We start from the raw sequence: 25952 nt of genomic DNA on the forward strand, positions 1-25952 counted from the left end.
CACAATGACCCTATTATAAAAAGGTGATGCTATGTCTCTTCATCAATATCTTGCCAATATGGTGGCCCAGAATGCCTCAGATTTATTTGTCACAGTCGGGCGTCCTGTCAGTGCTAAAATTAATGGCAAAATGCAAGCTGTGGACACTCATTCGCTGAATGCTGAAAATGCTTTAGCGTTAGTATACGAAGCGATGACGACTGAAAACCAAGCAAAGTTTAACACTGAAAAAGAGTGTAACTTTGCGATTGCGCTAGAAAATGTAGGGCGGTTTCGTTGTTCTGCCTTTTGGCAACGTGATATGCCTGGCATGGTCGTTCGTCGTATTGTTACAGAAATTCCCCAAGCTGACGATTTGGGTCTACCAGAAGTATTAAAAAATATCATCATGGCGAAACGCGGCCTTGTGCTATTTGTCGGTGGTACAGGGACGGGTAAGTCGACCTCTCTAGCTGCTTTGATCGGTCATCGAAACCGTCATTCTTCAGGGCATATTTTAACTATCGAAGATCCGATTGAGTTTGTCCATGAGCATGATGCTTGTGTGGTGACACAACGAGAAGTCGGGATTGATACACATTCTTTTGATGATGCATTAAAAAGCTCACTCAGGCAGGCACCTGATGTAATATTGATTGGTGAAATCCGATCTATGGAGACGATGGAATATGCCATGTCTTTTGCCGATACCGGGCATTTATGCGTGGCGACCTTACATGCGAATAATGCTAATCAAGCTATTGAACGTATCATGCATTTAGCACCCAAAGATATGCATGATAAGTTACGTTATGACCTGAGCTTAAACATCCGAGCGATTGTCGCCCAGCAATTGGTACCAACGGTTGATGGGAAAGGTCGTGTTGCGGCGATTGAAGTACTTCTGAACTCGCCGTTGATCAGCGATTTAATTCAGCGCAATGAGATGTCTGGTTTAAAAGATGCGATGGGCAAAGGTAAAGAAATGGGTATGCAGACCTTTGATATGGCTTTATTGGAACTTTATAAAGCCGGTAAGGTCTCTTTAGAACAGGCTTTACACCATGCTGACTCACCCAACGATTTGCGTTTAATGATTAAGTTAGAGCAAAATGATGGCAGTCGTTTAGGGTCATTGTCGAATGTATCGATTGATATGGACTAAGCCCAAGACATTTATTTTAGCTGCATTGCTGACCAGGAACTTATGCCAAAATTATATACCGATCATCAGCTTTTCAAGGTTCACCAAGTCATGCATTGTCTTGAAGATGCTGGTATTCCTTGTGTCTTGAAAAATGAATTTGCCCAAGGTGCTGTAGGCGAATTGTCCGCCATAGATAATTTGCCAGAAGTGTGGTTGATAGATGAAGAATGGCGGCCTAAAGCACAGGCGTTAATTACGCAGTTGATGGCTGCACCTCTAGAAACGGAGGATGCACATAATGATTGGATATGTCAGGTATGTACTGCTGAAAACGAAGCACAATTTGGTGTGTGTTGGCAATGTCAGAGTTCTTGTTAGTCGTTTTGGCTTGCTAACCAACCTTCAAAGATCACACAAGCTGACACTGAATCTATCTTATCTTTCGTGAGCTTTTTAAATCCACCCAGTTCAAATAAGCGAGATTTGGCATCTGTTGTTGTTAAACGCTCATCCACCTCAAACACTTCTTTATGACATTGAGCACTTAAGCGACGAGCAAATTTACGCGCTCTTAATGTCATCTCTTGTTCAGTACCATCCATGTTATAAGGGATCCCTACAAGTAGCTTGGCTGGCTCCCATTCTCGGCATAACTGAATAAATATTTGCCAATCCGCTTTACCGTCATTTGCTTTAATCGCCGCTAACGGTTGAGCCGTGTTAGTAATCGTTTGCCCAACGGCAACGCCGATACTTTTGGTGCCAAAATCAAATGCTAAGTAAGTACTCATTAATCTAGTGGTCCTTTATAATTAGAGTTAAGCATGACCTGATGAGGATGTTAGTTGCCAAGGCTCTATACCCAATGCTTGCACAGCAGCTTCCCAGCGACGATGTAAAGGCGTCCCAAACACCAGTTCACTTGATGCAGGGATAGTGAGCCAGGTGTTTTCCGCTAACTCTGCTTCAAGTTGTCCTTCTGTCCAACCGGCATATCCCAAAGCGACAATTTGTTGTGCGGGGCCAGCCTCATTGCCGATAACATTGAGAATATCTTTGGAAGTCGTGATCATAAAGTCATCATTTAGTTGAATACTGCCTTCCCAGCCTAGTTGGGGTTTATGTAGAATAAAACCACGGTCTGGGTTAACAGGACCACCTTTGATTAAAATCTGTTTAGCTCTCTCGGGAATCACCTCAGCATCTGGCACCGCTTGATTGAGCATTTCTCCAAGCGTCATCTCAATCGGTGCATTAATCACAAGCCCCATTGCACCTTCTGCATTATGTTCACATAAATATATGACAGAGCGTTTAAAATTAGGATCTTGTAAATCAGGCATCGCTACCAATAAATGATTCTCAAAATACATAGTGTCTTAGGCTACCTTTGCTTCAATTGCGGCAAATAACTTGGCGCAGATATTAATTTCATACGCGGCTTCAATCTCTCTGACGCAGGTTGGCGACGTAATATTTATTTCCGTGACACGGTCGCCGATAACGTCCAGTCCGACAAACAAAATACCATGCTCGATAAGAGTAGGAGCAATACTTTGAGCTAATAAACGATCGGATTCAGTAATCGGTTGTGGACGGCCAACACCACCAGCGGCTAAATTCCCTCGAGTTTCGGTACCTTGGGGTAAACGCGCTAGACAATACGGCATGACTTCACCATTGACGATTAAAATCCGTTTATCCCCATCTTTGATCGCTGGAAGGTAAGCTTGGAACATGGCTAAGCGAGCCCCGTTATTGGTCAAAACTTCGCTAACTACCCCTAAATTGTTGGCATCTTCTTTGACACGAAAAATGGATGTCCCACCCATGCCATCGAGAGGTTTACAAATAATATCCCGATGTTGCGCATGGAATGCTTTTATTTGATGACTGTTTCTAGTCACCAACGTCGGTGGGATTAAATCTGGGAAGTATGAGGTAAATAATTTTTCGTTAAAATCACGCAGAGCTTGTGCTTTGTTAACCACCAAGAGCCCTTGCTTCTCTGCTAATTCAAAAATATGTGTCGCGTATATAAATTGATCATCTACCGGAGGGTCTTTGCGCATCAACAACACATCAAAGTCGGCCAGGTGATAATCGCTAGCTTCACCCAAGGTAAAGAAATCTTGAGCTTGATCTCGAACAGTGAGCGGGGCACTACTTACTCTGGGTTCACCATTATTGATATACAAGTCCTGCATTTCAGCATAGTAAACATCGTGGCCTCTGCGCTGCGCTTCTAAACACATGGCTATAGAAGTGTCCTTGTGCGGTTTACTTGTTGCGATGGGGTCCATGACTACGATAATTTTAAGTGGATTAGAGCGGATAGTCATTATAGTAAATCTCCATATTGTGCTTGTAATACAGCAATACTCGCTAAGGCTGCAGTTTCGGTGCGTAGGACGCGAGGACCAAATGTGACGGTTTGAAAGCCTAATTGTTCGGCGTTGTAAGTTTCGGTATCAGCAAGTCCACCTTCAGGACCGATTAATAAGCGCACACCATGTTGTTGGGTGATCGGCAGTTGCCCCATAGTTTGTTCAGCATGAGGATCCAAGGTTACACGAACTGCTTGCGTTGTCTGCCCTAACCATTTATTCAATTCGATAGGTGGGTGTAAAATGGGGAGTGTATTTCTGCCTGACTGCTCGCAAGCGGCAATAATGATTTTTAACCACTGTTGATGTTTTTTCTCCCAGCGTTCCGCCGTGATTTTCACGTTACAACGTTCGGTAATGAGTGGGGTGATTTCAGTCACTCCAAGCTCTGTCGCTTTTTGTAGAGCGACATCCATACGGTCGCCTTTGGCGATCCCTTGACCAAGATGAATAGGTAGAGGAGATTCGACACTTAAGCCGATTTTACTATCGACAAAAACGGTTGCGGCCCTTTTGTTGACTAAACTCAATATACCTGAATAATCGTTCCCATCGCCATTAAATAGAACCACTGGGTTATCGATTTTCATCCTTAAAACATTATGAATGTAATGCGCCGTTTCAAGAGGTAAAACACAATCTTCATCCACTGCTATAGGCGTATCTACATAAATTCTAGGTACTCGCATTGCCTACCCTATTGCTTACGCTATAAAAGCTGTGATGATAGCAAAATGTCAAAGTACTAGCAGGGCTTAATTGATAAAAAATTAGTTTTTTTCGTGAAACCCCTTTGGTAGTAGGTTTTTTAAATTGACTTTTTGTGGAGTATCGGAGAATGTATGTTTGGTTCGCTTGGCTGTAGCATCACTGGTCAGAGAAAAAATCAATAAAGCAAAAACGGCAAAGCCAAGTGCTAATAGATAGAACATATAAAGTTCCTTTTCATTCTGTTATTTTGGTTTGAGTTGAGTTGATTGCATCCCTATGCAATATCTAAAGGCTAGTCTACTTCTCTTAAAATGCAAAAAATCAGTATGTTTTTCTTAGAAAAAAGCAGAATCTGAATGAGCTAGCAAGTGAAAAGATATAGAGTTGCAAATTTGACATTTGCAACTTTGACATTAACAGCTAGGCTAACATGTACAGCTAGGTTAATAATGATACAAACCGTACATCAACCAGACGAATGATAAATCATTGAGTCATACACTCTAAACTTGTAAAGGGAATTGCCATGCTCCACACACTACTTTCTTTTTTTACTCAAGATTCTGCTCCTGCTTCGCCGGCCAATGAGTCACCGATTACGAGTGACCCACTGTCAGCAACAGCAGATGTTGTCAGTAACTTTGACTTAAATGCCTTTATTGAAACTTATGCGATCCCTTGGGGTATGAATATAGGTTTTGCGATTCTGATTTATCTTGTTGGTAAGATAGTGGTCAAAGTATTAGTTAGTGTCTTTGTCAAAGTCATGAGTAAATCGAAATATGACGACATGTTAGTTGATTTCTTAAAATCTATAGTACATGCCGTTTTAATGTTGTTCGTTATCATCGCTTCTTTGAATCAACTCGGTGTCAATACTACTTCATTAGTTGCTATTTTAGGTGCTGCAGGTCTAGCAATTGGTTTATCACTACAAGACTCCTTGAAAAACTTCGCCGCAGGTGTGATGTTATTGGTATTCCGTCCATTTAAAGCCGGAAATTTTGTTGATGCTGGTGGCGTATCGGGTACAGTAGTAAGTGTTGGTGTTTTCTCAACCACGATGAATACGCCAGATAACAAAGAGATTATTGTGCCAAACGGGAATATCTACGGTGGTAATATTGTTAATTACTCTGCAAAACCAACGCGACGTGTCGATATGGTATTCGGGATTGGCTATGACGATGATTTGTTGAAAGCTAAGCAAATACTTGAAGCCATGTTACAAGCTGATGAGCGTGTTCTAAAAGATCCAGCCTACACTGTTGCAGTAGGGGAACTTGGTGATAGTTCAGTAAATATTTTAGTGCGTCCTTGGGTGAATTCTGCCGATTATTGGGCGGTGAAATTTGAATTTACCGAAGCTGTCAAATTGCGTTTTGACCAGGAAGGTATTTCTATCCCTTATCCGCAAATGGATGTCCATCTCCATAAATAAAAAGGTGTGACGAAACAAAATGCCATTATTTTTACTAATACCAGAATGTTGGATACGGTAAAAATGAATGGCATTTCGTTTGTCGTTAGCCACTAGTTACTAGCCATTATTTACTATCCACTATGACTAACAATGTCTCTCTTATATTGGCTTACATCCGACAATTAGGTGCTTTGTTAGGAACGGGGTGCTTTTTAACGGCACTTTTTATCGCATTTTTGAGGTCTTTGATACGTGTATCTGCAGACGGATGTGTAGATAAAATCTCCGGTGGTTTCGTTTTTCCTGCCGATGCTTGGTCCATGTTTTGCCATAATTCAACGGCTGCATAAGGGCTGTATCCGGCCTGTACCAAGAGCTCAAGACCCGCTATATCAGCTTCGCTTTCATGTAATCGTGAATAAGGCATAAGCACGCCATACTGCGATAGGAGCCCTATACCATTCATAGCAAGATTTTGAGTACCCGCATCCACGTTGTTCAAATCCATCAATACCTTACCAATGATACTGGCGCCTTTGGCTAACATTTTTTGAGATGCACGTTCATTCGCATGTTCTTTGATAACATGTGCGATCTCATGACCAATAATGGCAGCTAATTGATCTGGCGTTTCTGTCACAGCTAAAATACCGGTAAAAATCCCGATTTTGCCCCCAGGCATTGCAAAAGCGTTGATTTGTTCTGAATCAAATACAACGACTTCCCATTCACCGGTAAACGTTTCAGCACTGACTAAGGGCGTTAGTGCATCAGCGACACATTGCACGTACTGGGTTGGTCTAGGACCGGCAATCGGGATTTCTTGTTTCATTTTGCTAAAGGCTTCAGCGCTTTGTCCCGCTAGTGTTGCATTATCTAAAAACTTAAATTGGGTTCGACTATCTGAAGTGCTGGAGCACCCGAGTAAGAGAATACTAAAAAGAAAAATGATCGAGTTTCGCATAAAACCTCCTGTTAATGATTAGTTAGGTTATCGAATGAAATGGATAGAATTCAAGTGAAATTATTCAGTACTTTATCTTAATTGATTAAGTTAATGGTTTATTTCTAGGGAAACTTAAGGCATATTAACTTTTGGTTAACATATAGAATTACTCGTACAGCTCTATAATAAGGATACGCTATGCGTCAACGTTTATCATTTATCCCGTCATTGCTAACACTTTCAGTGATGATTGGCAGTGTTGTGGTTCTGGCAACTGCCCAAGCAGTAGAACACACAGCAGAGCATGCCGCAGATAAGTCCACTGAGATCTCAGTGAGTTCACCCGACCAAGACATTGTGTTGCACTTTACTGATGCTTCAGAACTTGCGCAGTACAAAGTAGATTATCGTGGTAAAGCATTGGTGAAGCCAAGTAAATTAGGTTTTACCTTCGCCCAAGCCAAGCCCCTATATCGGGATTTTACCGTCAGTGAAGTGGCGCGTTCCAGTCATAACCAGACCTGGGAACAGCCTTGGGGTGAACAACGTTTGATCGACAATCACTATAACAGTGTAACCGTCAAATTCACCCATTTACGCGACAAAGCACGAGAGTTTAGTGTAGAAGCTCGCGTATTTGATGATGGCGTCGCATTTCGTTATCACGTCCCTGCAGATGGACCACGAGCGATCACCAGAGAACTAACAGAGTTCTTTTTTCGAGATTCACACTTAGCTACAGCTTACTGGATCCCTGGTCAGGGTCGAGAGCGTTATGAATATTTATATCGCAAGACACCGATGCAAGACATGCTGCTATCACATACACCGATGACGTTTAATTATACAGACGGTCTACATGTTTCAGTACATGAAGCTGCTTTGGTGGATTATGCAGGCATGAGCCTGGAGAAAAAACAAATGGGGCGCTTTGAGGCCAAGTTAGCACCACGTGCTGATGGCGTTTTAGTACGCAAAGAAGGCAGTTTTACCACGCCCTGGCGGACTATTACGATCGCAGATAAAGCGGTTGATTTGATCGAGTCATACATGGCGTTAAACTTAAATGAGCCGAATAAATTAGGAGATGTTTCATGGGTAGAGCCTGGCAAATACCTAGGTATTTGGTGGGGGATGCACATTGCTAAATATACTTGGGGCTCTGGTGCAAAACACGGAGCCACAACAGAACGCACGATGGAGTATATGGATTTCGCTGCCGAGCATGGTTTTGATGGCGTCTTAGTTGAAGGTTGGAATACTGGCTGGGATGGCGATTGGATTGCTAATTCAGAATTGTTCTCTTTTACTGAGTCATACCCAGATTTTGATATTGAAAAGGTCTCCGAATACGGCCAGAAAATAGGGGTACGGTTGATTGGTCACCATGAAACATCAGGGGGAATTACGAATTATGAAGCCCAGATGGAAGATGCGTTTAAGCTTTATGAAGACCTCGGTGTTGCACAAATCAAAACCGGTTATGTAGCCCATGGACAAAACTTAAAACGACGTGATGCTCAGGGTATTATGCGTTATGAATTCACAGATAGTCAGGATGTGGTGAATCACTTTATCCACAATGTGGCTACTGCGGCGCAATATCGTTTGTCGATTAACACGCATGAAGCAGTAAAAGATACCGGTTTGCGTCGTACTTATCCAAATTGGATCAGCCGCGAAAGTGCCCGAGGACAAGAGTATAATTCAGGTTGGGCGGCAGTGAACCCCCCGTCACATATTCCCACGTTAACATTCACTCGGATGTTATCAGGACCGATGGATTTTACTCCGGGGATCTTTGACCTGGACTATCCTCCGGTCAAGGCTGAGCCAGATCCTGAAGCAGGTTTTGGCCCCTATATGCGTCCTCTGACAACGCTGGCAAAACAGTTAGCACAATACGTTGTGATTTATAGTCCGATTCAAATGGCAGCCGATTTGCCACAGAATTATCTGCGTCACCCTGAAGCATTCCAATTTATTAAAGATGTTCCTACAGACTGGGAAAAAACAGTCGCCCTAGCGGGTGAAATCGGTGAGTATGTCATGATTGCTAGACAAGAACGCAAACATCGCCAGTATAGTGGTAATGATTGGTACTTAGGTGTGATTACCGGAGATACAGATAGGCGCCTTAAGATTGCTTTGGATTTTCTAAAGCCAGGTCAAAAGTATCTTGCACACATTTACCAAGATGCTAAGGATACAGATTACAAAACGAATCCCTATGCGATAGATATCCAGAAAACACCGGTACAATCTACCGATGAATTGGTAGTGACTGCCAAAGTTGCTGGTGGTGTAGCTATTCGTTTTGAGGCGGTACAATAGTATCTATGCAAAGACAGTTATGTCTTAACTCAAAAACAAAAGGGAGCCTAAGCTCCCTTTTTCTTAATCACTAACATCACATCTTTAGCAACTAATAAACCCTCATAAAGCCGCTTTTAATAAATCAGCTTTGTCGGTTTTTTCCCATGGATATGCGTTATTACCAAAGTGCCCGTACGCCGCTGTTGGTAAATAAATTGCGCGCTCTAGGTCGAGCATTTCGATTAAGCCATAAGGTCGTAAATCAAAATGTTCGCGGACTAATTGAGTGATTACCTCATCAGCAACTTTACCCGTACCGAAGGTATTGACACTGATAGATGTCGGCTCAACCACACCAATTGCATAAGATACTTGTATTTCACATTTATCAGCGAGTCCTGCTGCCACGATATTTTTTGCGACATAACGGCCAGCATAAGCCGCTGAACGGTCCACTTTTGAAGGATCTTTTCCAGAGAAAGCACCACCACCATGGCGAGCCATACCGCCATATGTGTCGACAATGATTTTACGCCCCGTCAAACCACAATCACCCACTGGACCACCAATAACAAATCGGCCGGTAGGGTTGATATGGAACTTCGTATCAGCCGTAATCCATTTTTCGGGTAAAACGGGCTTTATGATCTCTTCCATCACCGCTTCACGCAGATCGGGAGTACTTATAGTGTCAGCATGTTGCGTCGATAAAACAACCGCATCAATCCCAACAGGTTGGCCATTTTCATACACGAAAGTGACTTGAGATTTGGCATCTGGGCGCAACCAGTCAAGTTTTCCTGATTTGCGAATTTCTGCCTGGCGACGCACTAATTTATGTGAAAACATGATTGGTGCGGGCATGAGTTCTTCTGTTTCATTACAGGCATAGCCAAACATTAAACCTTGGTCACCGGCCCCTTGTTCTTCACGACTACCACGGTCAACACCTTGGTTAATGTCTGCCGATTGCTTGCCAATGGCGTTTAAAACGGCACACGAATCCGCATCAAAACCCATGTCTGAGCTAACATAACCGATTTCTTTTACGGTATCTCGGGTGATTTTCTCGATATCTACCCAAGCGTGAGTATTAATTTCACCACCTACTAGCACCATACCCGTTTTAACAAATGTTTCACAAGCTACTCGGGCAGTAGGATCTTCAGTCAAAATAGCATCAAGAATCGCATCAGAAATTTGGTCGGCGACTTTATCTGGATGACCCTCAGAAACCGATTCTGAAGTAAATAAATGTTGTGACATGCGCACCTCTAAATAAAAATTGGAGTGTCGTTGTAATAATTGTTGTTATCCGTCTTAAATCCAAACGCCAGTATTTGCGAGAATGGATTTGGCATAAAATGCAGTTTATCAGTTTTACCGTCTAGACGTCTATATGTCTATTTACGTTTTTATCGGTATATGGTTCATAGATTTTAAGAAAAAGTTAGACACTGGTCTTAACTCCCTAAAAACTGTGAAGAAAAGTCGCAAATATGATTGAACAAACACTGAGTCTGGGGGACAATGAAGAGATTATTTATTGCATCATTTCAGTAATCGAAGGTTGTCAGTATTTTACCTGGCAGTCAGAATGATTCTGCGTTAACACATTATCCCATTGGAGTTTTATATGTCCTCACGTCAACAACAAGCAAATGCGATTCGCGCCCTCAGTATGGACGCTGTCCAACAAGCTAATTCAGGTCACCCAGGTGCACCAATGGGTATGGCGGATATTGCGCAAGTGTTATGGACAGACTTTTTAGCCCATAACCCTGCAGATCCAACATGGGCAAACCGCGACCGTTTTATTTTGTCAAACGGCCATGGTTCAATGTTGTTGTATTCATTGCTACACCTTTCTGGTTATGCTTTACCGATTGAAGAATTAAAGAACTTTCGCCAGTTGCATTCTAAAACGCCAGGTCACCCTGAATATGGTTATGCACCCGGTGTGGAGACAACTACCGGCCCTCTAGGTCAAGGTATTTCTAATGCGGTAGGTATGGCGATTGCAGAAAAAGCATTGGCTGCGCAGTTTAACCGTGGTGAGTTTGATATTGTTAACCACTTCACGTATGCCTTTTTAGGTGACGGTTGTTTGATGGAAGGTATTTCTCACGAAGTTTGCTCACTTGCTGGCACATTAGGCCTGGGTAAAATGATTGCGTTTTGGGATGACAACGGTATTTCCATCGACGGTGAAGTAGAAGGTTGGTTCTCTGATGATACTCCTGCTCGTTTTAGAGCCTATGGCTGGCAAGTCATCGAAGGTGTGGATGGTCACAATGCTGACGAAATTGCATCCGCGATTCGCACAGCCCAAGCGGAATCAGAAAAACCGACGCTGATTTGTTGTAAAACTGTCATTGGTTTTGGTTCTCCTAGCAAACAAGGTACAGAGTCTTGTCATGGCGCACCATTAGGTGCCGATGAAATTGTAGCGACCCGCAAGGCGCTAGGCTGGGAACATGACGCTTTTGTCATCCCTGAAGATATTTATGCTGCATGGGATGCAAAACCACAAGGAACTAAGCGTCAACAAGCCTGGAACGATTTATTCGCCGCTTATGCCGCTGAATATCCAGAGTTAGCAGCTGAATTTACACGTCGTAACAGTAATGAATTACCTGCAAATTGGGCAGAGACTGCTCAGGATTATATTCAATCCCTACAAGATAACCCCGCCAATATAGCTACTCGTAAAGCATCACAAAATGCCTTAAATGCATACGGTCCTGTGCTACCTGAGTTAATGGGCGGTTCGGCAGACTTAGCCGGTTCGAATTTAACCATTTGGTCTGATTCAAAAGGCTTAACGGCAGATGATGCATCGGGTAATTATATTTACTATGGTGTACGTGAATTTGGTATGTCAGCCATTATGAATGGGATTACTTTGCACGGTGGATTCAAAGCTTACGGTGCAACGTTCCTAATGTTTATGGAGTACGCGCGTAACGCTGTCCGTATGGCTGCATTGATGAAGCAACCTGCAATTTTTGTTTATACCCATGACTCTATTGGCTTAGGTGAAGATGGTCCGACGCACCAGCCTGTTGAGCAATTAGTCGCACTGCGTTCTACACCGAACTTAGATAACTGGCGTCCATGTGACCAAGTGGAAAGTGCAGTGGCATGGAAATGTGCGATTGAGCGCACCGATGGTCCATCTACGCTTATTTTTACCCGCCAAGGATGTGAACAACAACCACGTTCCGCACAACAATTAGCTGACATCGCCAAAGGCGCTTATGTCCTGGTCGATAGTGCTGAAACGCCAGAATACATTTTGATTGCGACAGGTTCAGAAGTTGAACTAGCTGTCGCTGCTCAAAAAGAATTAACGGCTCAAGGTAAACAAGTGCGCGTCGTCTCTATGCCTTCTACCGATGTGTTTGATGCCCAATCTGCAGCATACAAAGAATCTGTATTACCGGCAGCTGTAACGAAACGCGTTGCGGTTGAAGCGCTAGCCAAAGACACTTGGTACAAATATGTTGGTTTAAATGGTGCCATTATTGGTATGGATTCTTTTGGTGAGTCAGCACCTGCCAAAGACTTATACGAGCACTTTGGAATTACTACTGCAGCAGTTGTGGCTGCAGCTCAAGCACTATAAGTGAATCAATGCTAAAGATCGCTATCAATGGTTTTGGCCGCATAGGGCGCAATGTATTACGTGCGCTCTATGAATCGGGTCGACAACAAGCAATTAAAGTCGTCGCTATTAATGAGATTGCTGAGCCTGAAGGGATTGCCCATCTTTTGCAATATGATACTGCGCATGGTCGTTTTGGCCATGATGTACGATTAGAGACAGTAAATGGGCCGACATTATATGTGGATAATGACTCGATAGCGTTGCTTCAACACAGCGCTATTACGGATTGCCCTTGGGGAGATTTAGGCGTTGATATTGTGTTGGAATGTACCGGACATTTTGGTCAGGCGACACACGCTGCTCAACACATTGCGCAAGGGGCAAAGCGCGTTTTATTATCAGAACCTGGTAGTCCCGACGTCGATGCGACCATTATTTATGGTATCAACCATGAAGAACTCACAGCCGCACATAAAATCGTTTCTAATGGTTCTTGTACCACAAATTGTATTGTCCCCGTCATCCAAGCTTTAGACGCCGCGTTTGGTGTCGAAAGTGGGACTGTGACAACCATCCATTCTAGTATGCATGATCAACAAGTTATCGACGCGTATCATCCTGATCTACGTCGTACTCGCGCGGCAAGTCAATCCATCATTCCAGTAGATACCCGTTTAGCGCAAGGTATTGAACGTATCTTGCCAAAGTTTGCCGGCAAGTTCGAAGCCATCGCTGTACGTGTACCAACGATCAATGTTACCGCGATGGATCTTTCTGTGACTTTACGTGACAAGGTTGATATTGGCCAAGTTAACCAGGTTTTGAAAGCTGCCAAAGTGGGTAAGTTAAGCGGTATTCTAGATTATACCGAAGCACCATTGGTGTCGGTAGATTTTAATCATGATGCGCATTCTTGTATCGTTGATGGCACACAAACTCGTGTCAGTCATGGCCAGCTCGTAAAAACATTAGTCTGGTGTGACAACGAGTGGGGCTTTGCCAATCGCATGCTCGATACTGCATTTTGTATGCATCAATTTTCATAATTTTTTCAAGGATTTTCCATGACTATTCAAGCCATGTCTGATTTAGATTTACACAACAAAACCGTACTGATTAGACAAGACCTAAATGTCCCAGTCAAAAATGGTATAATTACGTCAGATGCCCGCCTTAGAGCATCTTTACCGACTTTGAAAACCGCCTTAGCAAAGGGGGCTGGCGTCATTGTAATGTCGCATCTAGGGCGGCCGACCGAAGGTGAATTTGCTGCAGAATTTTCGATGGCACCCGTCGCGAAGTATTTATCTGAAGCACTTGACCTAGAAGTCACTCTAGCAGATGATTTGGATAATGTAGTGGTGACGCCAGGACAAGTCGTTTTACTTGAAAATGTCCGCTTTAACGTTGGTGAGAAAAAAGATGCTGATGATCTCGCTAAACGCTACGCAGCTTTGTGTGATGTATTTGTTATGGATGCTTTTGGTACCGCTCATCGGGCTCAAGCTTCCACTCATGGCGTCGCAAAATTTGCTCCAAATGCCTGTGCTGGTCCTTTGCTTAAAGCTGAACTAGATGCGCTTGGCAAGGCAATGGATAACCCTAAACGTCCATTGGTAGCTATTGTTGGTGGTTCAAAAGTCTCCACTAAGTTAACGGTATTAAATTCTTTAGCCCCAATGGTCGATCAGCTGATTGTCGGTGGTGGTATCGCAAATACTTTTATTGCCGCAGAAGGTCATGCTGTTGGTGGCTCTTTATATGAAGCCGACCTCATTCCTGAAGCACAAAAATTACAAGCAGACGCCCAAGCGAATGGCGGTAATATTCCTGTTCCAAGTGATGTGGTAACGGGCAAAGCGTTCTCTGCAGACACAGAAGTGACAACCAAGCCAGCATCAGCAATAGCGGCTGATGAAATGGTGTTTGATATTGGTCCTGATACAGCCGCTACCTTATGTGAAATATTAAAAAATGCAGGTACGATTGTATGGAACGGCCCAGTTGGTGTATTTGAATTGGCCCCATTTGCTGCAGGTACTAAAGCGATTGCAGAAGCCATCGCCGAAAGCTCAGCATTTTCTATTGCAGGGGGTGGAGATACGTTAGCTGCCGTTGATATGTTTGGTATTGCGGACAAAGTGTCATATATATCAACCGGTGGCGGTGCATTTCTAGAGTTTTTAGAAGGTAAGACATTGCCAGCAGTTGCAGTTTTAGATAAATAAAACAACACTAAAGTGGTAGGTAATAAGTTTTCCAACCTTGCATTTGTCGTATACGATATAGTGATAAAATAATCTGATATATGTTTCACTTGAGACGTATATCAGACAAAACATATAAGTGACTAACATACTGAGTAAAGAAATTTAACAACTATCATGACCAAACATGTAATGCTGGCGTATTGTACAAGGTATTATAAATCTAATAAAAATCGTTTGGCTTGAGTATCTGTAACCCTACACCCACCTAGTTTGGTGGGCTACAATTTGGAGAGTCGACATGACGTCAACCGCCCAACAAGCCATGCTAGAGCAAGTGCGTTCTGGTAGTGGTTTTATTGCTGCTTTGGATCAAAGTGGTGGTAGCACACCTAAAGCATTGGCTTTATACGGTATCGAGTCAGCTGAATACAACACTGAAGACGAGATGTTTGGTAAAGTCCACGAAATGCGTACTCGTATCATTACTAATCCCGCTTTCAACGGTGAACGCGTTTTAGGAGCTATTTTATTTGAAAATACCCTAGATCGTGAAATCGAAGCAAAGGCGACAGCTAATTATTTATGGGAAGAAAAACACGTTGTTCCGTTTTTAAAAGTCGATAAAGGCTTAGAGGCTGAAGCAAATGGTGTACAACTCATGAAGACTATACCTAGCTTAGATGCTTTACTGGCAAAAGCCAATGCACAAAACGTGTTTGGTACTAAAATGCGCTCTGTGGTGAAGTTAGCGAATGCCGATGGCATAGAAGCAATCGTCAAGCAGCAGTTTACCGTAGCAAAACAAATTCTAGCCGCTGGTTTAGTACCGATCATAGAGCCAGAAGTCGATATTAATAGTCCGGAAAAAGCAGCCGCTGAGGCGCTCTTAAAAACGGCTATTTTAGCGCACTTAGACACGTTGAATGACGGGCAACAAGTAATGTTGAAATTAACCTTACCAGAAACAGCCAACTTTTATGCAGAGTGTGTTGCACATCCTAAAGTATTGAAAGTAGTAGCTTTATCAGGTGGGTATGCCCGTGACGAGGCTAACGCTCGCTTAGCAGAAAATCACGGTATAATTGCTAGTTTTTCTCGTGCGTTAACTCAAGGGGTGAGCGCTCAGCAATGCAATGACAAATTTACTGAAACCTTGGATTCTGCAATCGCTGATATCTATGCCGCGTCTTTAACGTAGGGCATAGGTGATTTATTATCCTGATGCATGGACACAATAAATAGATAAAACCGAAGGTTAACAGGCCTTCGGTTTTTTTGTCGCTAATTCACGGTGAGTTTTATATTTAACACCTCTAAATATTTCGCTTCTTGAATTAAATCAGCCGTAAATATGGGCTTTTCTGCCAACCAGCCATCAGCAAAAGCAATAGCAATTTCCTCATCCGTAAAATCTACTGCATACTCAGGGAGGATATCGGATTGACGTTTGATATTGAGCAAGACACCTAGCCGCAATAAAATAATCATACGCTGTACTTCTTGGTCAGAAAATTGTTCAAGAGTGGCGAATAAATCAGGTTTGATTTTTTTCCGACAAAAACGGGTTAATGTACCTAACAACAATTGTTCTTCTACATTAAAACCTGGCATTTCAGTATTTTGAATAATGTATTGTGAATGGCGTTGAAAACCCTGTGAATTAATCGCAATTCCCACTTCATGCAACAGACAACTCCAAGCTAATAAGCTTTTTACTTTCTGTTTCTTACTCAGCCAACTAGCGGGAGCTTTCTTATATAAAGTATCTACAGTATCCCAAACACGTGCGGCTTGGGCTGGATCAATGTCATAGCGATTCGCCAAGGTTTGGGCCGTTCTTTCACGAGTCTCAGATTGAAACAGGTCGCCATGCATTTCATAAATAACCCCTTCACGCAGTGCAGAGCTAGAAAACACCATTTCTTTGATATTTAGACTTTTAAAAATGCCCAATAGAATAGCTAGTCCAGCAGGAAAAACATCAGCCCGATCAGGCGAGACATCATTGATAGGTAAATCAGCGATATTGCCAATGTTAACGGTTTCTTTTCTGAGTGCTTTGAGGTCAGAAAGTTTAATCGTCATAAAATCCGTTTTGTGGCGGCTTAATAATAACTGCAATATGCTTTTTATGGTGCCTGAAGTACCAATGCATTCATGCCATTTTAGGCGAATATACTTATCTTCGATCAGTTCAAGAGTTTGTCGCGTCGCAATCACTGCCGCAGCCATATTTTTCTTAGTGATTTTCCCATTGGGGAAAAAGCGTTGTGTGTAACTGACACAGCCCATTTGTAAACTTCGACAAATTTTAGGTTTGAAACCATCCCCAATGACAAACTCTGTAGAGCCTCCCCCAATATCGATAATTAAGCGTCGTCCGTCGTCAAAGTGAGTATGGGCAACACCAGAATAGATTAAGCGGGCTTCTTCGACACCTGAAATGACCTCGACGGGGTAGGGGAGTATTTGTTTTGCTGCATGTATAAATGCATATGCATTACGCGCTTTTCGCAATGTAAATGTGGCGACAATTCGCACATGTTCAGGGGCAAAGCCCTGTAAACTTTCTTGCATACTGCGCAGAGCATCCAGGCCTCGTTCTATCGCCTCTTCTGACAGCATATTGTTAGCATCTAACCCTTGGGCGAGCTGCACCCTACGCTTTACCCGGTGCACAATTTGCAAAGAGCCAGAAACCACACGGGTAACGACTAAATGAAAACTATTAGAACCCAGGTCAATGGCCGCCAAATGCTCTTGGTCGGGTTGATTTAACTCTTGGATGACTTGTTCAGGTTGATTCAAAAAGATAGACCTTATTTAAGATGGCTTAGTTGGAGGATCAGTTTTGTCACTTTTGATAAAATACGGCATAGACTCAAGGCCTTTTAAGTACTTAAAAATCTCTATTTGTGAGCGTAAATGCTTGCGGTTTCCTCTGGCTACATAGTGATTTTTTTGTTCAGCATCAATCACTCGAGCTTTTAGTGTATCTCTAAATTGTAGCTCAATCATATCGGTGATTTGTTGAATTAAACGTTTGGAGTAAATAGGACAGCCCACTTCTATACGTTTGTCCATATTACGAGTCATCCAATCAGCAGATGAGATGAACACTTTCGGTTCGCCACCATTTTCAAATATCATGACTCGAGGATGCTCAAGGAATCTGTCAACAATACTCACTACAGAAATATTTTCTGAAAAGTTTGGAATTCCAGGTATGAGTGCACACATACCGCGAATGATCATCCGTACTTTTACACCAGATTGACTGGCGCGATATAAGTCATCGATCAATTCATTATCAACTAGGTTATTTATTTTCAAAGTTATCCGAGCAGGTAAACCTTGGTTCAAGTTTTGAATTTCACGACGGATCAAAGACTGGATCTTAGTTCTGGTGTTTACAGGAGATACTTGTAAATGTTGAAACTTCACGTTGCGATAAGGGTTGATAATAAAATCAAACACTTCTAAGCCTTCGACAGCAAGGTCCTGGTTTTTCGTAAACAAAGAGTAATCTGTATAGATCTTAGCGGTCTTCTCGTTAAAATTTCCTGTACCAAAATGGGCATAATGTATGGTTTTACCATGTTCATTGCGGCTCACCACACAGAGCTTGGAATGGATTTTAACGCTTGGGTTACCAAATACTACGCGGATCCCAGCATCCGTCATTCGCTTAGAAACTTCCACATTGTTTTCTTCGTCAAAACGGGCTCTGAGTTCAACGACAACCGTGACTTTTTTGCCATTATCAACAGCGTCGATTAAAGAGTTAATAATACGTGAGTTAGATGCAACACGATAGATATTGATTCGAATGTGTTTTACATGACGGTCAAAAGCGGCTTGACGTAAAAACTCGGTAAAATGTAAGAAGCGATGGTATGGGTAGTAGAGCAAGATATCATGATGGGAGATGGCATCAAACACAGTATCAAAGTTTGTGAATTGCTGTGTACTGATTGCTGGTATTTTTTCATTTTCGAGGTAAGCGCGACCAATGTTGGGAAACCCAATGAAGTCCTTGAAGTTACGATAATGACTCGCTTCTTGCATGGTACTTGCAGATTTGATTTTGAGTCTACGCGCTAAATCTTGGATCATGTAGTCAGGCATACTTTGATCATGGATGACGCGAACCGGCTCCGCATACAAACGCTGTTTCATACTCTCTGATATTTTATCAACAAAACTTTCATCGATTTCATCGTTGATACGATAATCCGCATCCCGCGTCATTTTAAAGCTGTAAGCTTGGATAGAGTCAAACTTCACGAAGCCTTTGAAAATCTGTTTGATACACAATTTGATCATGTCATCGAGCAGAATAATTTGTTTGTTCTTTTTACTTTGTTCAGCAGGCAACTGAATGAAACGTGACATTTCTTCTGTCGGTACTTGGACAACCGCAAATCTAGGTTCTTTTTGCTCACGGTTTAATGCGACATAAAAATAGACACTGCTACCATTCAAACGTTTCGACAAATCGACTTTATTGTCTTTTGAGGTGTGTAAGAGGATTGGGGCGATATGTCGTAAAACCTTGTTGACAAAATAATCTTGGATCCACTCTTTGTGAAAATCAGATAAGCTCTCAATCTTACAAATTTCAATATTGTATTTTTTGAGGGTACGCAGTACTTCTCTGTGAATTTTATCAAAGCGTTTAGTGAGATGGTTAATGCGCTCTTGGATGACAGTGAATAAGGTCTTGTTTTGTTGAAGTTTGGTTTGGTCATCATGTTTCTTTGCGACAGAAATGGTCCGTTGAATTTCTGCGACTCTTACCCGAAAAAACTCGTCCAAGTTATTGGAGTATATTCCTAGAAAACGCAACCGTTCAATGATGGGGTTATTGGTATCCGCGGCTTCTTGAAGGACGCGCTCATTAAAGGCTAACCAACTGAGTTCTTTAGGGTAATACTGCGGCTTATTTTCCATCTATGGACATTCTCCAAATAAAATAAATCATGAGTCCAAAAAATCAACGTAATGTATGCTACTGAGAACTCTTAAAAAACAATATATTTGATGCTTAGTGTAGGCGTGTTGTGTTAATTTTTGGTGACACAAATATAATATTAGCTAAATTATTCTCGTACTACTAGCATTGTGTAAGGTTGTTTTGCTAAAAGAAGCCTTCTAAAAGACAAATCAAATTTCAACCTTTTTTGTCCGAGCGGTAATTCTTGTGTATTATCTATTGCAGATGCTTTAAAACGTCAGTGTATCAGTTTGCAACGCTAGACATTTGTGAAGTAGTCGTTTGCAAAAAAGTGAAAGAAGGGTACTGATGCGTTTTCCAAACTTAAAACATTTACACTACCTGGTTGTATTATTTGAAGAACAACATTTTCATAAAGCTGCAGCACGTTGTTTTATTGGCCAATCCACATTGAGTGCGGCGATCCAAAATTTAGAAGAGCAATGTGCGCAACAAATTCTTGAGCGAGATAATAAACAATTTGTTTTTACCGGTTTTGGTGTGGAATTAGTTGCTCAAGCCAGACAACTCTTGGAGCATGCCGAAGATGTTTCGAACTTTGCGAATACAGGTGGTGATTGGCAGAAATCTACTGTATTACTTGGGACTATTCCGACGATAGCACCGTTTATTTTTAGTGATTTACTGAATCGCGTCCAAGCTGAATATCCAGATTTACAGATTAAATTGACGGAAGATACTTCTGAAAACCTCGTACGCAAACTCCAAGATGGTCAGCTAGATTGCATTATCTTAGCTTTACCGTTTGCTACGCCAGGGTGCACTCAGCGCTTGTTAGGGAATGACCCATTTTATCTCGTAGGCACCCAAGCGAATATAAGCTTGTTACCTGAACCATTTGTATACAGTCATCTCCCTCAAGACAGTGTGTATTTATTGCATGCTGAACACTGCATGACTGAGCATGCGGTAAGTGCTTGTCAGTTAGCATTCCAAGAACAGGTGAATTCACTTGCAGCATCCAGTATTTTTACCTTGGTACAAATGGCCCAAAACCAAGGTGGATTTACTTTTGTCCCAGAACTCGCAAAACGCAGTGGTATTCTAGATAATACCAACCTAGTAGTGAAACAAGGTGCACCGGATGCTTATCGTGAAATAGCCTTGGTCTGGCGTAAAACTTCGCGTCGTTTACCACTGTATAACGGTTTAGCAGTCCTTTTACAAAAGCTAATGCCGGTGCCATTGGCAGAATAAAAGTATACTTCCGTTTAATATCTAAATATTGCCTCGTTATCTATAATTTTAGATAACTAGGGGAATATCATGTTTATTGAAAGAAGTTATGTTCAGGAGCACTTACATAACACATCGAGTGGCTTACAATTTTCGTTTACGGATGCATTGATCCGGGATCTTGAGCAATCAACCGTCGATGTGACGATGTTGATCCGAGGCTCAGGGTTTGGAATTTGTTTGAAACAACATGGCCAACTTACGACTGTCGCGTCTTCCAGTGCGATGCTAGCACAAGTGAACCCTAACCAGTTCTACACTCAACAGACCTTAGAAAACGCACGAGTCACAGAGATCATGATGCCCTTTGGCATGGTTGGTCAGTATGCATTGCCGGAAAACTTTAAAATTATTATCCATTATTTCATCGGTATGCCTATTTTTTTGAATACTGGAGAGTGTGTTGGATGTATTTTTGCTTTGAGCGATAAACACGCTTCACTGTCAGAAAAAGAAAAAACCATGTTGCAGATTATTGCTCAGAACATTGGGCTTAAATTAGATGTGGCAGCTTCAGAACAAACCGAGGTTTTGCATCATAAAACTTTTCAGTTTCTGTTTAATCATTTTGAAGAAGCGGTTTTTATAAAAAACGAACGTTTTGAAATTGTGTTCGCCAATGAAGCTTTCCTGTCGTTATACCCAGAAGACCAAAGATCACAAGTTATTGGGTATACCACATTAGAAAAATATTCCCCTGAAGAGGTCGAAGTGTTTGTCCAAGATGACCGAGATGCTTTTCGTGACGGGCAAAAGTCGGTCATCGAAAAAATTTCGTTTCCGAATGGTAAAATACGCACAATGCGCACCAGTAAATCCCGTTTTGAGTTTGCTGGGCAAACCTATATTTTAGGGATTGCCGCGGACATTACAGAAGAATTACAGTTACAAAAAGCATTGAGTTTATCGACTCGTGATCTACGCATGTTATCCAACCTCGCGATGCAAGATTTGCACAAACCTTTAGATAAAATTCAACGCCTAGCGTTTTACGTAAAAGAGGATACTGAAGGATTATTAGATAGTACCTCTATTGGACAATTGAGTGAAATTCAAGACCGCTGTATAGGCATTAGCCAGTACTTGTCTGCATTAGGCTCTTATACGAAATCTTACAGTGATATAGAAGAATGCTCGCAGTTTAACTTGGCAAACATAGTAGAAGAAACCATGGGGTTGATTAATTTACCTGCAAGTATGCGTATATTTATGTCGCATGGTGAGATAAATATACCTAAAATTTCACTACAAATTATTCTCATGCAGTTAGTTAACAACAGCATCATTCACAGCCAGAACACCTTGAACACCATCAAGATAACCTTTGAAAAGGAGAAATTTGGTACCGTTATACATATTTGTGATACTGGTAGAGGCTTTTCCGAAGCTGCTTTGGCCAGGGTTGAAAAGTATATCGAAGGTGATGCAGAAGAGTCTTTTCAATTACTAGAAGGAAAAGGCTTGGCTATCGTAAGTAATCTTGTGCGTCTGTACAACGCTAATTTATTAGTAGATAGTAAGCCAACGACTGGTGCTAGAGTTTCTATTTTTTGGCCTAATTAATCGTGTGACGCGCGATGAACCATTGAATAAGTTGTTCTTAATAGCATTTCGACTAACATTTTTTGTTAAATCGATGTAAGCTAAAAAAATAACAACGTGAAGGTTATCTCAATGTCCATAGACGTCAGAATTACAGGCTCAGGTTTATTTACGCCAAAGTATAAAATTACGAATGAAGAATTAGTAGAAAGTTACAATGCTTACGCTGATAAGTTTAATGCTGAAAATGCAGCTGCTATTGAGGCGGGTGAAGTAGCCGCTAAGCCTCATTCTAGTGCTGAGTTTATCGCTAAAGCTTCTGGTATTAAATCGCGTTATATTTACGCCAAAGAAGGCGCCCTTGATTTAGATAGAATGCGCCCCCTGATCGCCCCAAGATCTGATGATGAATTGTCCCACCAAGCTGAAATAGCCGTTGATGCAGCTAAAAAAGCCATGCAAGCAGCACATAAGTCTGCGGCTGATATCGATGTAGTGATCGTCTCATGTGCTTATACCGAAAGAGCTTATCCGGCCGTTGCGATTGAAGTTCAGGCTGAGTTGGGTATTCGTGGCTTTGCTTTTGATATGTTAGTGGCTTGTTCTGCTGCAACTTTCGGTATGCATCGCGCATATGAGATGCTCGCTGCCGGGACCGCAAAAACGGTATTGGTGATTAACCCAGAATTGGTTTCTCCACAGGTCAATTATACAGATCGTGACTCGCACTTTATTTTTGGTGATGTGGCAACGGCGGTTATTTTAGAAAAGGGCGAAACTGCGACTTCTGAACATCAATATCAAGTCTTATCGACCAAAGCGGTTACCCAATTTTCAAATAATATTCGTTCTAATTTTAGTTACTTAAATCATGCTACCGATCTAGCACCCTATGCGGCTGACATGCTATTTCACCAAGAAGGCCGTAAAGTATTTAAAGAAGTCTGCCCGATGGCTGCTGAGCATATTGAAACTCACCTACAAGCACATTCACTCACTCCAACCGATGTGACAAAGTGGTTTTTACATCAAGCAAATATCAATATGAATACATTGATTTGTAAAAAGTTACTCGGGCGGATGGCGGAACAGTCAGAAGCGCCGATAGTATTAGATGAATACGCAAATACGGCATCGGCAGGTTCGGTGATAGCATTTAATTTGCATCACGCCTCTATGCAATCAGGTGACTATTCAATTCTATGTTCATTTGGTGCAGGATACTCGATAGGCAGTTTAGTTCTGCAGAAGATATAACGCACGGCAAGAAGAACAATGCTGGAGATGCAGACCATACCAAAAGTAGGTTATTTCTGGCGTATGTACGACGTCTGTTAGCACGATTCAGTATTGACAAAGGGCGTAGGATGCACTGAGTTTAAGTTTATAACATAAAGGTCAAGGATGATTGCAAATATCGGCTTTAGTATAGCTAGTATGGGGTACTTGTTACTCTTGCTGTTACTGTTTACTATTCGCAAAAAAACGACGGCAACCTATTTACTCATATGTGCAGTAGTGACCACGATCGTTTGGTCTTTACAATATAATTTGTGGTTATTTCCTAGTCCTTCTTTAGCACAATACCTATTTTTTGAAACGATTAAACAAATATCTTGGCTGGTATTTCTTTGTGCTGCAATTCACAATCAATTTGGCCGATTTTTAGATGTGTTGCGGCAACGATCAACATTAATCGCATTATTTTTCCCACTAATCGCCATGTTGGGGATCTTTATTCCTAGCATACCTATGGATTGGTTGTTTTTATTACAAACGATATTAGCACTCGTCATGCTGTTGTATATCGAAGTGCTCATTCGCCAAGCTGGCGAACAACGCTGGGCTTTTAAACCCTTAGTGTTATACCTTGGGGTCATCAGCGTATTTGATTTCGTTATTTATGCCAATGCGACAATGGTTACTTACTTAGACGTGAATTTCATTGCTGCCAAAGGGTATATTTATGCTGGGCTCTTACCTTTATTAGTACTGGCTACAAGGCGCATGCAGCATTGGGGGATCAAGATATTTATCTCTAGAGAAATCGTTCTGCATTCGACGTTATTAACTGTCGCTGGTTTATATTTATTTGTTATGGCAAGTGCCGGCTATGTCATCCGCTACTTTGGTGGGGATTGGTCAATGACAGTACAAGTTATATTACTGGTATTATCCTTGGTGTTATTAGGCACATTGATGCTCTCCACTCAGTTTAGAACTAAGATGAAAGTATTCATTACTAAAAACTTTTTCGCTAATCAATTTGATTATCGAGAGCAGTGGATTGAATTAACGAATCATTTAGCCGTCGCTGAAAATACCTTAAATGATGTGTACAAAACCGCATTAACCGGTTTAATAAAAGCAGTCAAATATGATGCAGGATTACTGGTAAAAACCCAAGGGAATGACTTTACAATAGTTGCACAACATCATACATCCAAGCCATCGAGTTTGGAGAAGGATGTTATCGAACAAAGTATTATTTTTTGTCGAAACAAACCTTGGTTAATTGATTTAAGTGAACTTTTGACTAGGCCTGAAAATTACCACGGTTTGGCACTGAATCCTCAAGTGGGCAAATTAACCCCCTACCAATTTATCTTACCTATCTATAAAGAAAATCAGCTTTGGGGCCTGGCAATTCTACAAGCTGATAGTGCGGAAAAAAGAGAGTTAAACTGGGAGTTGCGCGACTATTTAAACGCTGTACTTGCTCAAGTATCTAATTTTTTATTGCATTATGAAGCAGCAAATGTGGTGGCAGAAAATGCTCAATTTGCTGCATTTAGTCGTATGTCAGCTTTTGTTGTTCATGACCTAAAGAATGTATTAGCACAGATAGATATGATTTTAGCCAATGCGCAGCAGCACCGAGATAATCCAGAGTTTGTCGATGATACGTTTGAAACACTTGGGCACACTCAGACGCGAATGCACAAAATGTTGAGTCAATTAACTGAAAAACAAATCAGTGCTGAAGATGCTCAACAGTCTGTCCAGTTGTCAACTATACTTAAAAAGTTGATAGAGCAAAAATGCGCAACATTAACCCCGCTCCCCCAACTTATCGTGTTGAGCGAAGCTGAGGTTCGTTGTAGTGCAGATAAAATAGAAACGGTTTTTTATCATCTTATCAGTAACGCGCAGCAAGCAACCTCAGCCCAGGGGAGTGTGCAAGTCACTTTGGAGATAAAAAATACCGACATGCAGGTGGTGTTACAAGATACAGGACATGGGATGTCCCAAGCATTTATTGAAGAACGTTTATTTAAACCCTTTGATACAACAAAAGGAAATGCTGGAATGGGAATTGGTGCGTATGACGCCAAACAATACATTGCAGAATTAGGCGGTAGTATTAAAGTAGAAAGTATTGTTGATAAAGGCTCTACTTTTACCATTATTCTGCCGATATAAAGTTA

At 41.7% G+C, this 25952-nt stretch carries 21 protein-coding genes; 12 read left to right on the forward strand and 9 right to left on the reverse strand.

Translation table 11 applies throughout. From position 1 onward, the window contains the following. Positions 1-31 precede the first annotated feature (31 nt). Together NLF92_RS03150 and NLF92_RS03155 are read left to right on the forward strand one after the other, a co-directional pair. A complete protein-coding gene (locus tag NLF92_RS03150; RefSeq protein WP_254098794.1) occupies positions 32-1144 on the forward strand; it encodes a PilT/PilU family type 4a pilus ATPase in 1113 nt (370 codons plus the stop codon). A gap of 42 nt (positions 1145-1186) precedes the next feature. Further along, complete coding sequence (locus tag NLF92_RS03155) at positions 1187-1504, forward strand: putative signal transducing protein (protein WP_254098795.1); 318 nt, start codon at positions 1187-1189, stop codon at positions 1502-1504. On the opposite strand, the gene ruvX is transcribed toward NLF92_RS03155, so the two are convergent. The 5 genes from ruvX to NLF92_RS03180 all read right to left on the reverse strand — a co-directional run bounded on the left by ruvX (position 1501) and on the right by NLF92_RS03180 (position 4445). Then, on the reverse strand, positions 1501-1917 hold the full coding sequence (gene ruvX / locus NLF92_RS03160; RefSeq protein ID WP_254098797.1) for a Holliday junction resolvase RuvX: 417 nt from the start codon (positions 1915-1917) through the stop codon (positions 1501-1503). The genes NLF92_RS03155 and ruvX overlap by 4 nt on opposite strands. Positions 1918-1944: 27 nt before the next feature. Then, on the reverse strand, positions 1945-2499 hold the full coding sequence (locus NLF92_RS03165) for a YqgE/AlgH family protein (RefSeq protein WP_254098799.1): 555 nt from the start codon (positions 2497-2499) through the stop codon (positions 1945-1947). 6 nt (positions 2500-2505) lie between these two features. Next, positions 2506-3468 (reverse strand): glutathione synthase, encoded by a 963-nt coding sequence (gene gshB / locus NLF92_RS03170; protein ID WP_254098801.1) that lies wholly within the window; start codon positions 3466-3468, stop codon positions 2506-2508. Next, positions 3468-4202: a 16S rRNA (uracil(1498)-N(3))-methyltransferase gene (locus NLF92_RS03175; protein WP_254098803.1), complete on the reverse strand. Its 735-nt coding sequence runs from the start codon at positions 4200-4202 to the stop codon at positions 3468-3470. Before NLF92_RS03175 ends, gshB begins: the two co-directional genes overlap by 1 nt. Before the next feature lie 81 nt (positions 4203-4283). Further along, the gene (locus tag NLF92_RS03180; RefSeq protein WP_254098805.1) at positions 4284-4445 is read right to left on the reverse strand and encodes a hypothetical protein; all 162 of its coding nucleotides are present in this window, start codon (positions 4443-4445) and stop codon (positions 4284-4286) included. A gap of 464 nt (positions 4446-4909) precedes the next feature. Here NLF92_RS03180 and NLF92_RS03185 point away from each other — a divergent pair, with 464 nt between their 5' ends. Beyond that, positions 4910-5665, forward strand: a complete 756-nt coding sequence (locus tag NLF92_RS03185; protein ID WP_254098904.1) for a mechanosensitive ion channel family protein — start codon at positions 4910-4912, stop codon at positions 5663-5665. A gap of 151 nt (positions 5666-5816) precedes the next feature. On the opposite strand, the gene NLF92_RS03190 is transcribed toward NLF92_RS03185, so the two are convergent. Continuing rightward, positions 5817-6611, reverse strand: coding sequence for a M48 family metallopeptidase (locus NLF92_RS03190; RefSeq protein WP_254098807.1), 795 nt, complete (start codon positions 6609-6611; stop codon positions 5817-5819). Positions 6612-6791: 180 nt separating this feature from the next. On the opposite strand from NLF92_RS03190, the gene NLF92_RS03195 reads away from it, so the two are divergent. Continuing rightward, a complete protein-coding gene (locus NLF92_RS03195; RefSeq protein ID WP_254098809.1) occupies positions 6792-8927 on the forward strand; it encodes a glycoside hydrolase family 97 protein in 2136 nt (711 codons plus the stop codon). A 102-nt stretch (positions 8928-9029) separates the two neighbouring features. Here NLF92_RS03195 and metK read toward each other — a convergent pair whose 3' ends face one another. Beyond that, on the reverse strand, positions 9030-10175 hold the full coding sequence (gene metK / locus NLF92_RS03200; protein WP_254098811.1) for a methionine adenosyltransferase: 1146 nt from the start codon (positions 10173-10175) through the stop codon (positions 9030-9032). 370 nt (positions 10176-10545) lie between these two features. On the opposite strand from metK, the gene tkt reads away from it, so the two are divergent. The 4 genes from tkt (at position 10546) to NLF92_RS03220 (ending at position 15927) form a co-directional block, all read left to right on the forward strand. Then, complete coding sequence (gene tkt, locus NLF92_RS03205; protein WP_254098813.1) at positions 10546-12537, forward strand: transketolase; 1992 nt, start codon at positions 10546-10548, stop codon at positions 12535-12537. An 8-nt stretch (positions 12538-12545) separates the two neighbouring features. Then, the gene (gene epd / locus NLF92_RS03210) at positions 12546-13565 is read left to right on the forward strand and encodes an erythrose-4-phosphate dehydrogenase (RefSeq protein ID WP_254098815.1); all 1020 of its coding nucleotides are present in this window, start codon (positions 12546-12548) and stop codon (positions 13563-13565) included. A gap of 18 nt (positions 13566-13583) precedes the next feature. Further along, on the forward strand, positions 13584-14747 hold the full coding sequence (locus NLF92_RS03215) for a phosphoglycerate kinase (protein ID WP_254098817.1): 1164 nt from the start codon (positions 13584-13586) through the stop codon (positions 14745-14747). Between the two features lie 280 nt (positions 14748-15027). Beyond that, positions 15028-15927: a fructose bisphosphate aldolase gene (locus NLF92_RS03220; protein ID WP_254098819.1), complete on the forward strand. Its 900-nt coding sequence runs from the start codon at positions 15028-15030 to the stop codon at positions 15925-15927. A gap of 83 nt (positions 15928-16010) precedes the next feature. On the opposite strand, the gene ppx is transcribed toward NLF92_RS03220, so the two are convergent. Both ppx and ppk1 read right to left on the reverse strand, forming a co-directional pair. Then, complete coding sequence (gene ppx, locus NLF92_RS03225; protein WP_254098821.1) at positions 16011-17537, reverse strand: exopolyphosphatase; 1527 nt, start codon at positions 17535-17537, stop codon at positions 16011-16013. A gap of 15 nt (positions 17538-17552) precedes the next feature. Next, the gene (gene ppk1 / locus NLF92_RS03230; protein WP_254098823.1) at positions 17553-19682 is read right to left on the reverse strand and encodes a polyphosphate kinase 1; all 2130 of its coding nucleotides are present in this window, start codon (positions 19680-19682) and stop codon (positions 17553-17555) included. Between the two features lie 352 nt (positions 19683-20034). Here ppk1 and NLF92_RS03235 point away from each other — a divergent pair, with 352 nt between their 5' ends. The 4 genes from NLF92_RS03235 to prsK all read left to right on the forward strand — a co-directional run bounded on the left by NLF92_RS03235 (position 20035) and on the right by prsK (position 25947). Further along, positions 20035-20943: a hydrogen peroxide-inducible genes activator gene (locus NLF92_RS03235; RefSeq protein WP_254098825.1), complete on the forward strand. Its 909-nt coding sequence runs from the start codon at positions 20035-20037 to the stop codon at positions 20941-20943. A 69-nt stretch (positions 20944-21012) separates the two neighbouring features. Then, a complete protein-coding gene (locus NLF92_RS03240) occupies positions 21013-22545 on the forward strand; it encodes an ATP-binding protein (protein WP_254098827.1) in 1533 nt (510 codons plus the stop codon). 111 nt (positions 22546-22656) lie between these two features. After that, positions 22657-23781 (forward strand): beta-ketoacyl-ACP synthase III, encoded by a 1125-nt coding sequence (locus NLF92_RS03245; RefSeq protein WP_254098829.1) that lies wholly within the window; start codon positions 22657-22659, stop codon positions 23779-23781. A 147-nt stretch (positions 23782-23928) separates the two neighbouring features. After that, positions 23929-25947: an XrtA/PEP-CTERM system histidine kinase PrsK gene (gene prsK, locus NLF92_RS03250; protein WP_254098831.1), complete on the forward strand. Its 2019-nt coding sequence runs from the start codon at positions 23929-23931 to the stop codon at positions 25945-25947. Positions 25948-25952: the final 5 nt, after the last annotated feature.

The sequence above is a fragment of the Opacimonas viscosa genome (genome assembly GCF_024199005.1).
Lineage (GTDB): Bacteria > Pseudomonadota > Gammaproteobacteria > Enterobacterales > Alteromonadaceae > Opacimonas > Opacimonas viscosa.

Bases quoted from the DNA above. Each gene is read 5' to 3' on its own strand.
- NLF92_RS03150 (WP_254098794.1), top strand. From the start codon at position 32: ATGTCTCTTCATCAATATCTTGCCAATATGGTGGCCCAGAATGCCTCA.
- NLF92_RS03155 (WP_254098795.1), top strand. From the start codon at position 1,187: ATGCCAAAATTATATACCGATCATCAGCTTTTCAAGGTTCACCAAGTC.
- ruvX (WP_254098797.1), bottom strand. From the start codon at position 1,917: ATGAGTACTTACTTAGCATTTGATTTTGGCACCAAAAGTATCGGCGTT.
- NLF92_RS03165 (WP_254098799.1), bottom strand. From the start codon at position 2,499: ATGTATTTTGAGAATCATTTATTGGTAGCGATGCCTGATTTACAAGAT.
- gshB (WP_254098801.1), bottom strand. From the start codon at position 3,468: ATGACTATCCGCTCTAATCCACTTAAAATTATCGTAGTCATGGACCCC.
- NLF92_RS03175 (WP_254098803.1), bottom strand. From the start codon at position 4,202: ATGCGAGTACCTAGAATTTATGTAGATACGCCTATAGCAGTGGATGAA.
- NLF92_RS03180 (WP_254098805.1), bottom strand. From the start codon at position 4,445: ATGTTCTATCTATTAGCACTTGGCTTTGCCGTTTTTGCTTTATTGATT.
- NLF92_RS03185 (WP_254098904.1), top strand. From the start codon at position 4,910: ATGAATATAGGTTTTGCGATTCTGATTTATCTTGTTGGTAAGATAGTG.
- NLF92_RS03190 (WP_254098807.1), bottom strand. From the start codon at position 6,611: ATGCGAAACTCGATCATTTTTCTTTTTAGTATTCTCTTACTCGGGTGC.
- NLF92_RS03195 (WP_254098809.1), top strand. From the start codon at position 6,792: ATGCGTCAACGTTTATCATTTATCCCGTCATTGCTAACACTTTCAGTG.
- metK (WP_254098811.1), bottom strand. From the start codon at position 10,175: ATGTCACAACATTTATTTACTTCAGAATCGGTTTCTGAGGGTCATCCA.
- tkt (WP_254098813.1), top strand. From the start codon at position 10,546: ATGTCCTCACGTCAACAACAAGCAAATGCGATTCGCGCCCTCAGTATG.
- epd (WP_254098815.1), top strand. From the start codon at position 12,546: ATGCTAAAGATCGCTATCAATGGTTTTGGCCGCATAGGGCGCAATGTA.
- NLF92_RS03215 (WP_254098817.1), top strand. From the start codon at position 13,584: ATGACTATTCAAGCCATGTCTGATTTAGATTTACACAACAAAACCGTA.
- NLF92_RS03220 (WP_254098819.1), top strand. From the start codon at position 15,028: ATGACGTCAACCGCCCAACAAGCCATGCTAGAGCAAGTGCGTTCTGGT.
- ppk1 (WP_254098823.1), bottom strand. From the start codon at position 19,682: ATGGAAAATAAGCCGCAGTATTACCCTAAAGAACTCAGTTGGTTAGCC.
- NLF92_RS03235 (WP_254098825.1), top strand. From the start codon at position 20,035: ATGCGTTTTCCAAACTTAAAACATTTACACTACCTGGTTGTATTATTT.
- NLF92_RS03240 (WP_254098827.1), top strand. From the start codon at position 21,013: ATGTTTATTGAAAGAAGTTATGTTCAGGAGCACTTACATAACACATCG.
- NLF92_RS03245 (WP_254098829.1), top strand. From the start codon at position 22,657: ATGTCCATAGACGTCAGAATTACAGGCTCAGGTTTATTTACGCCAAAG.
- prsK (WP_254098831.1), top strand. From the start codon at position 23,929: ATGATTGCAAATATCGGCTTTAGTATAGCTAGTATGGGGTACTTGTTA.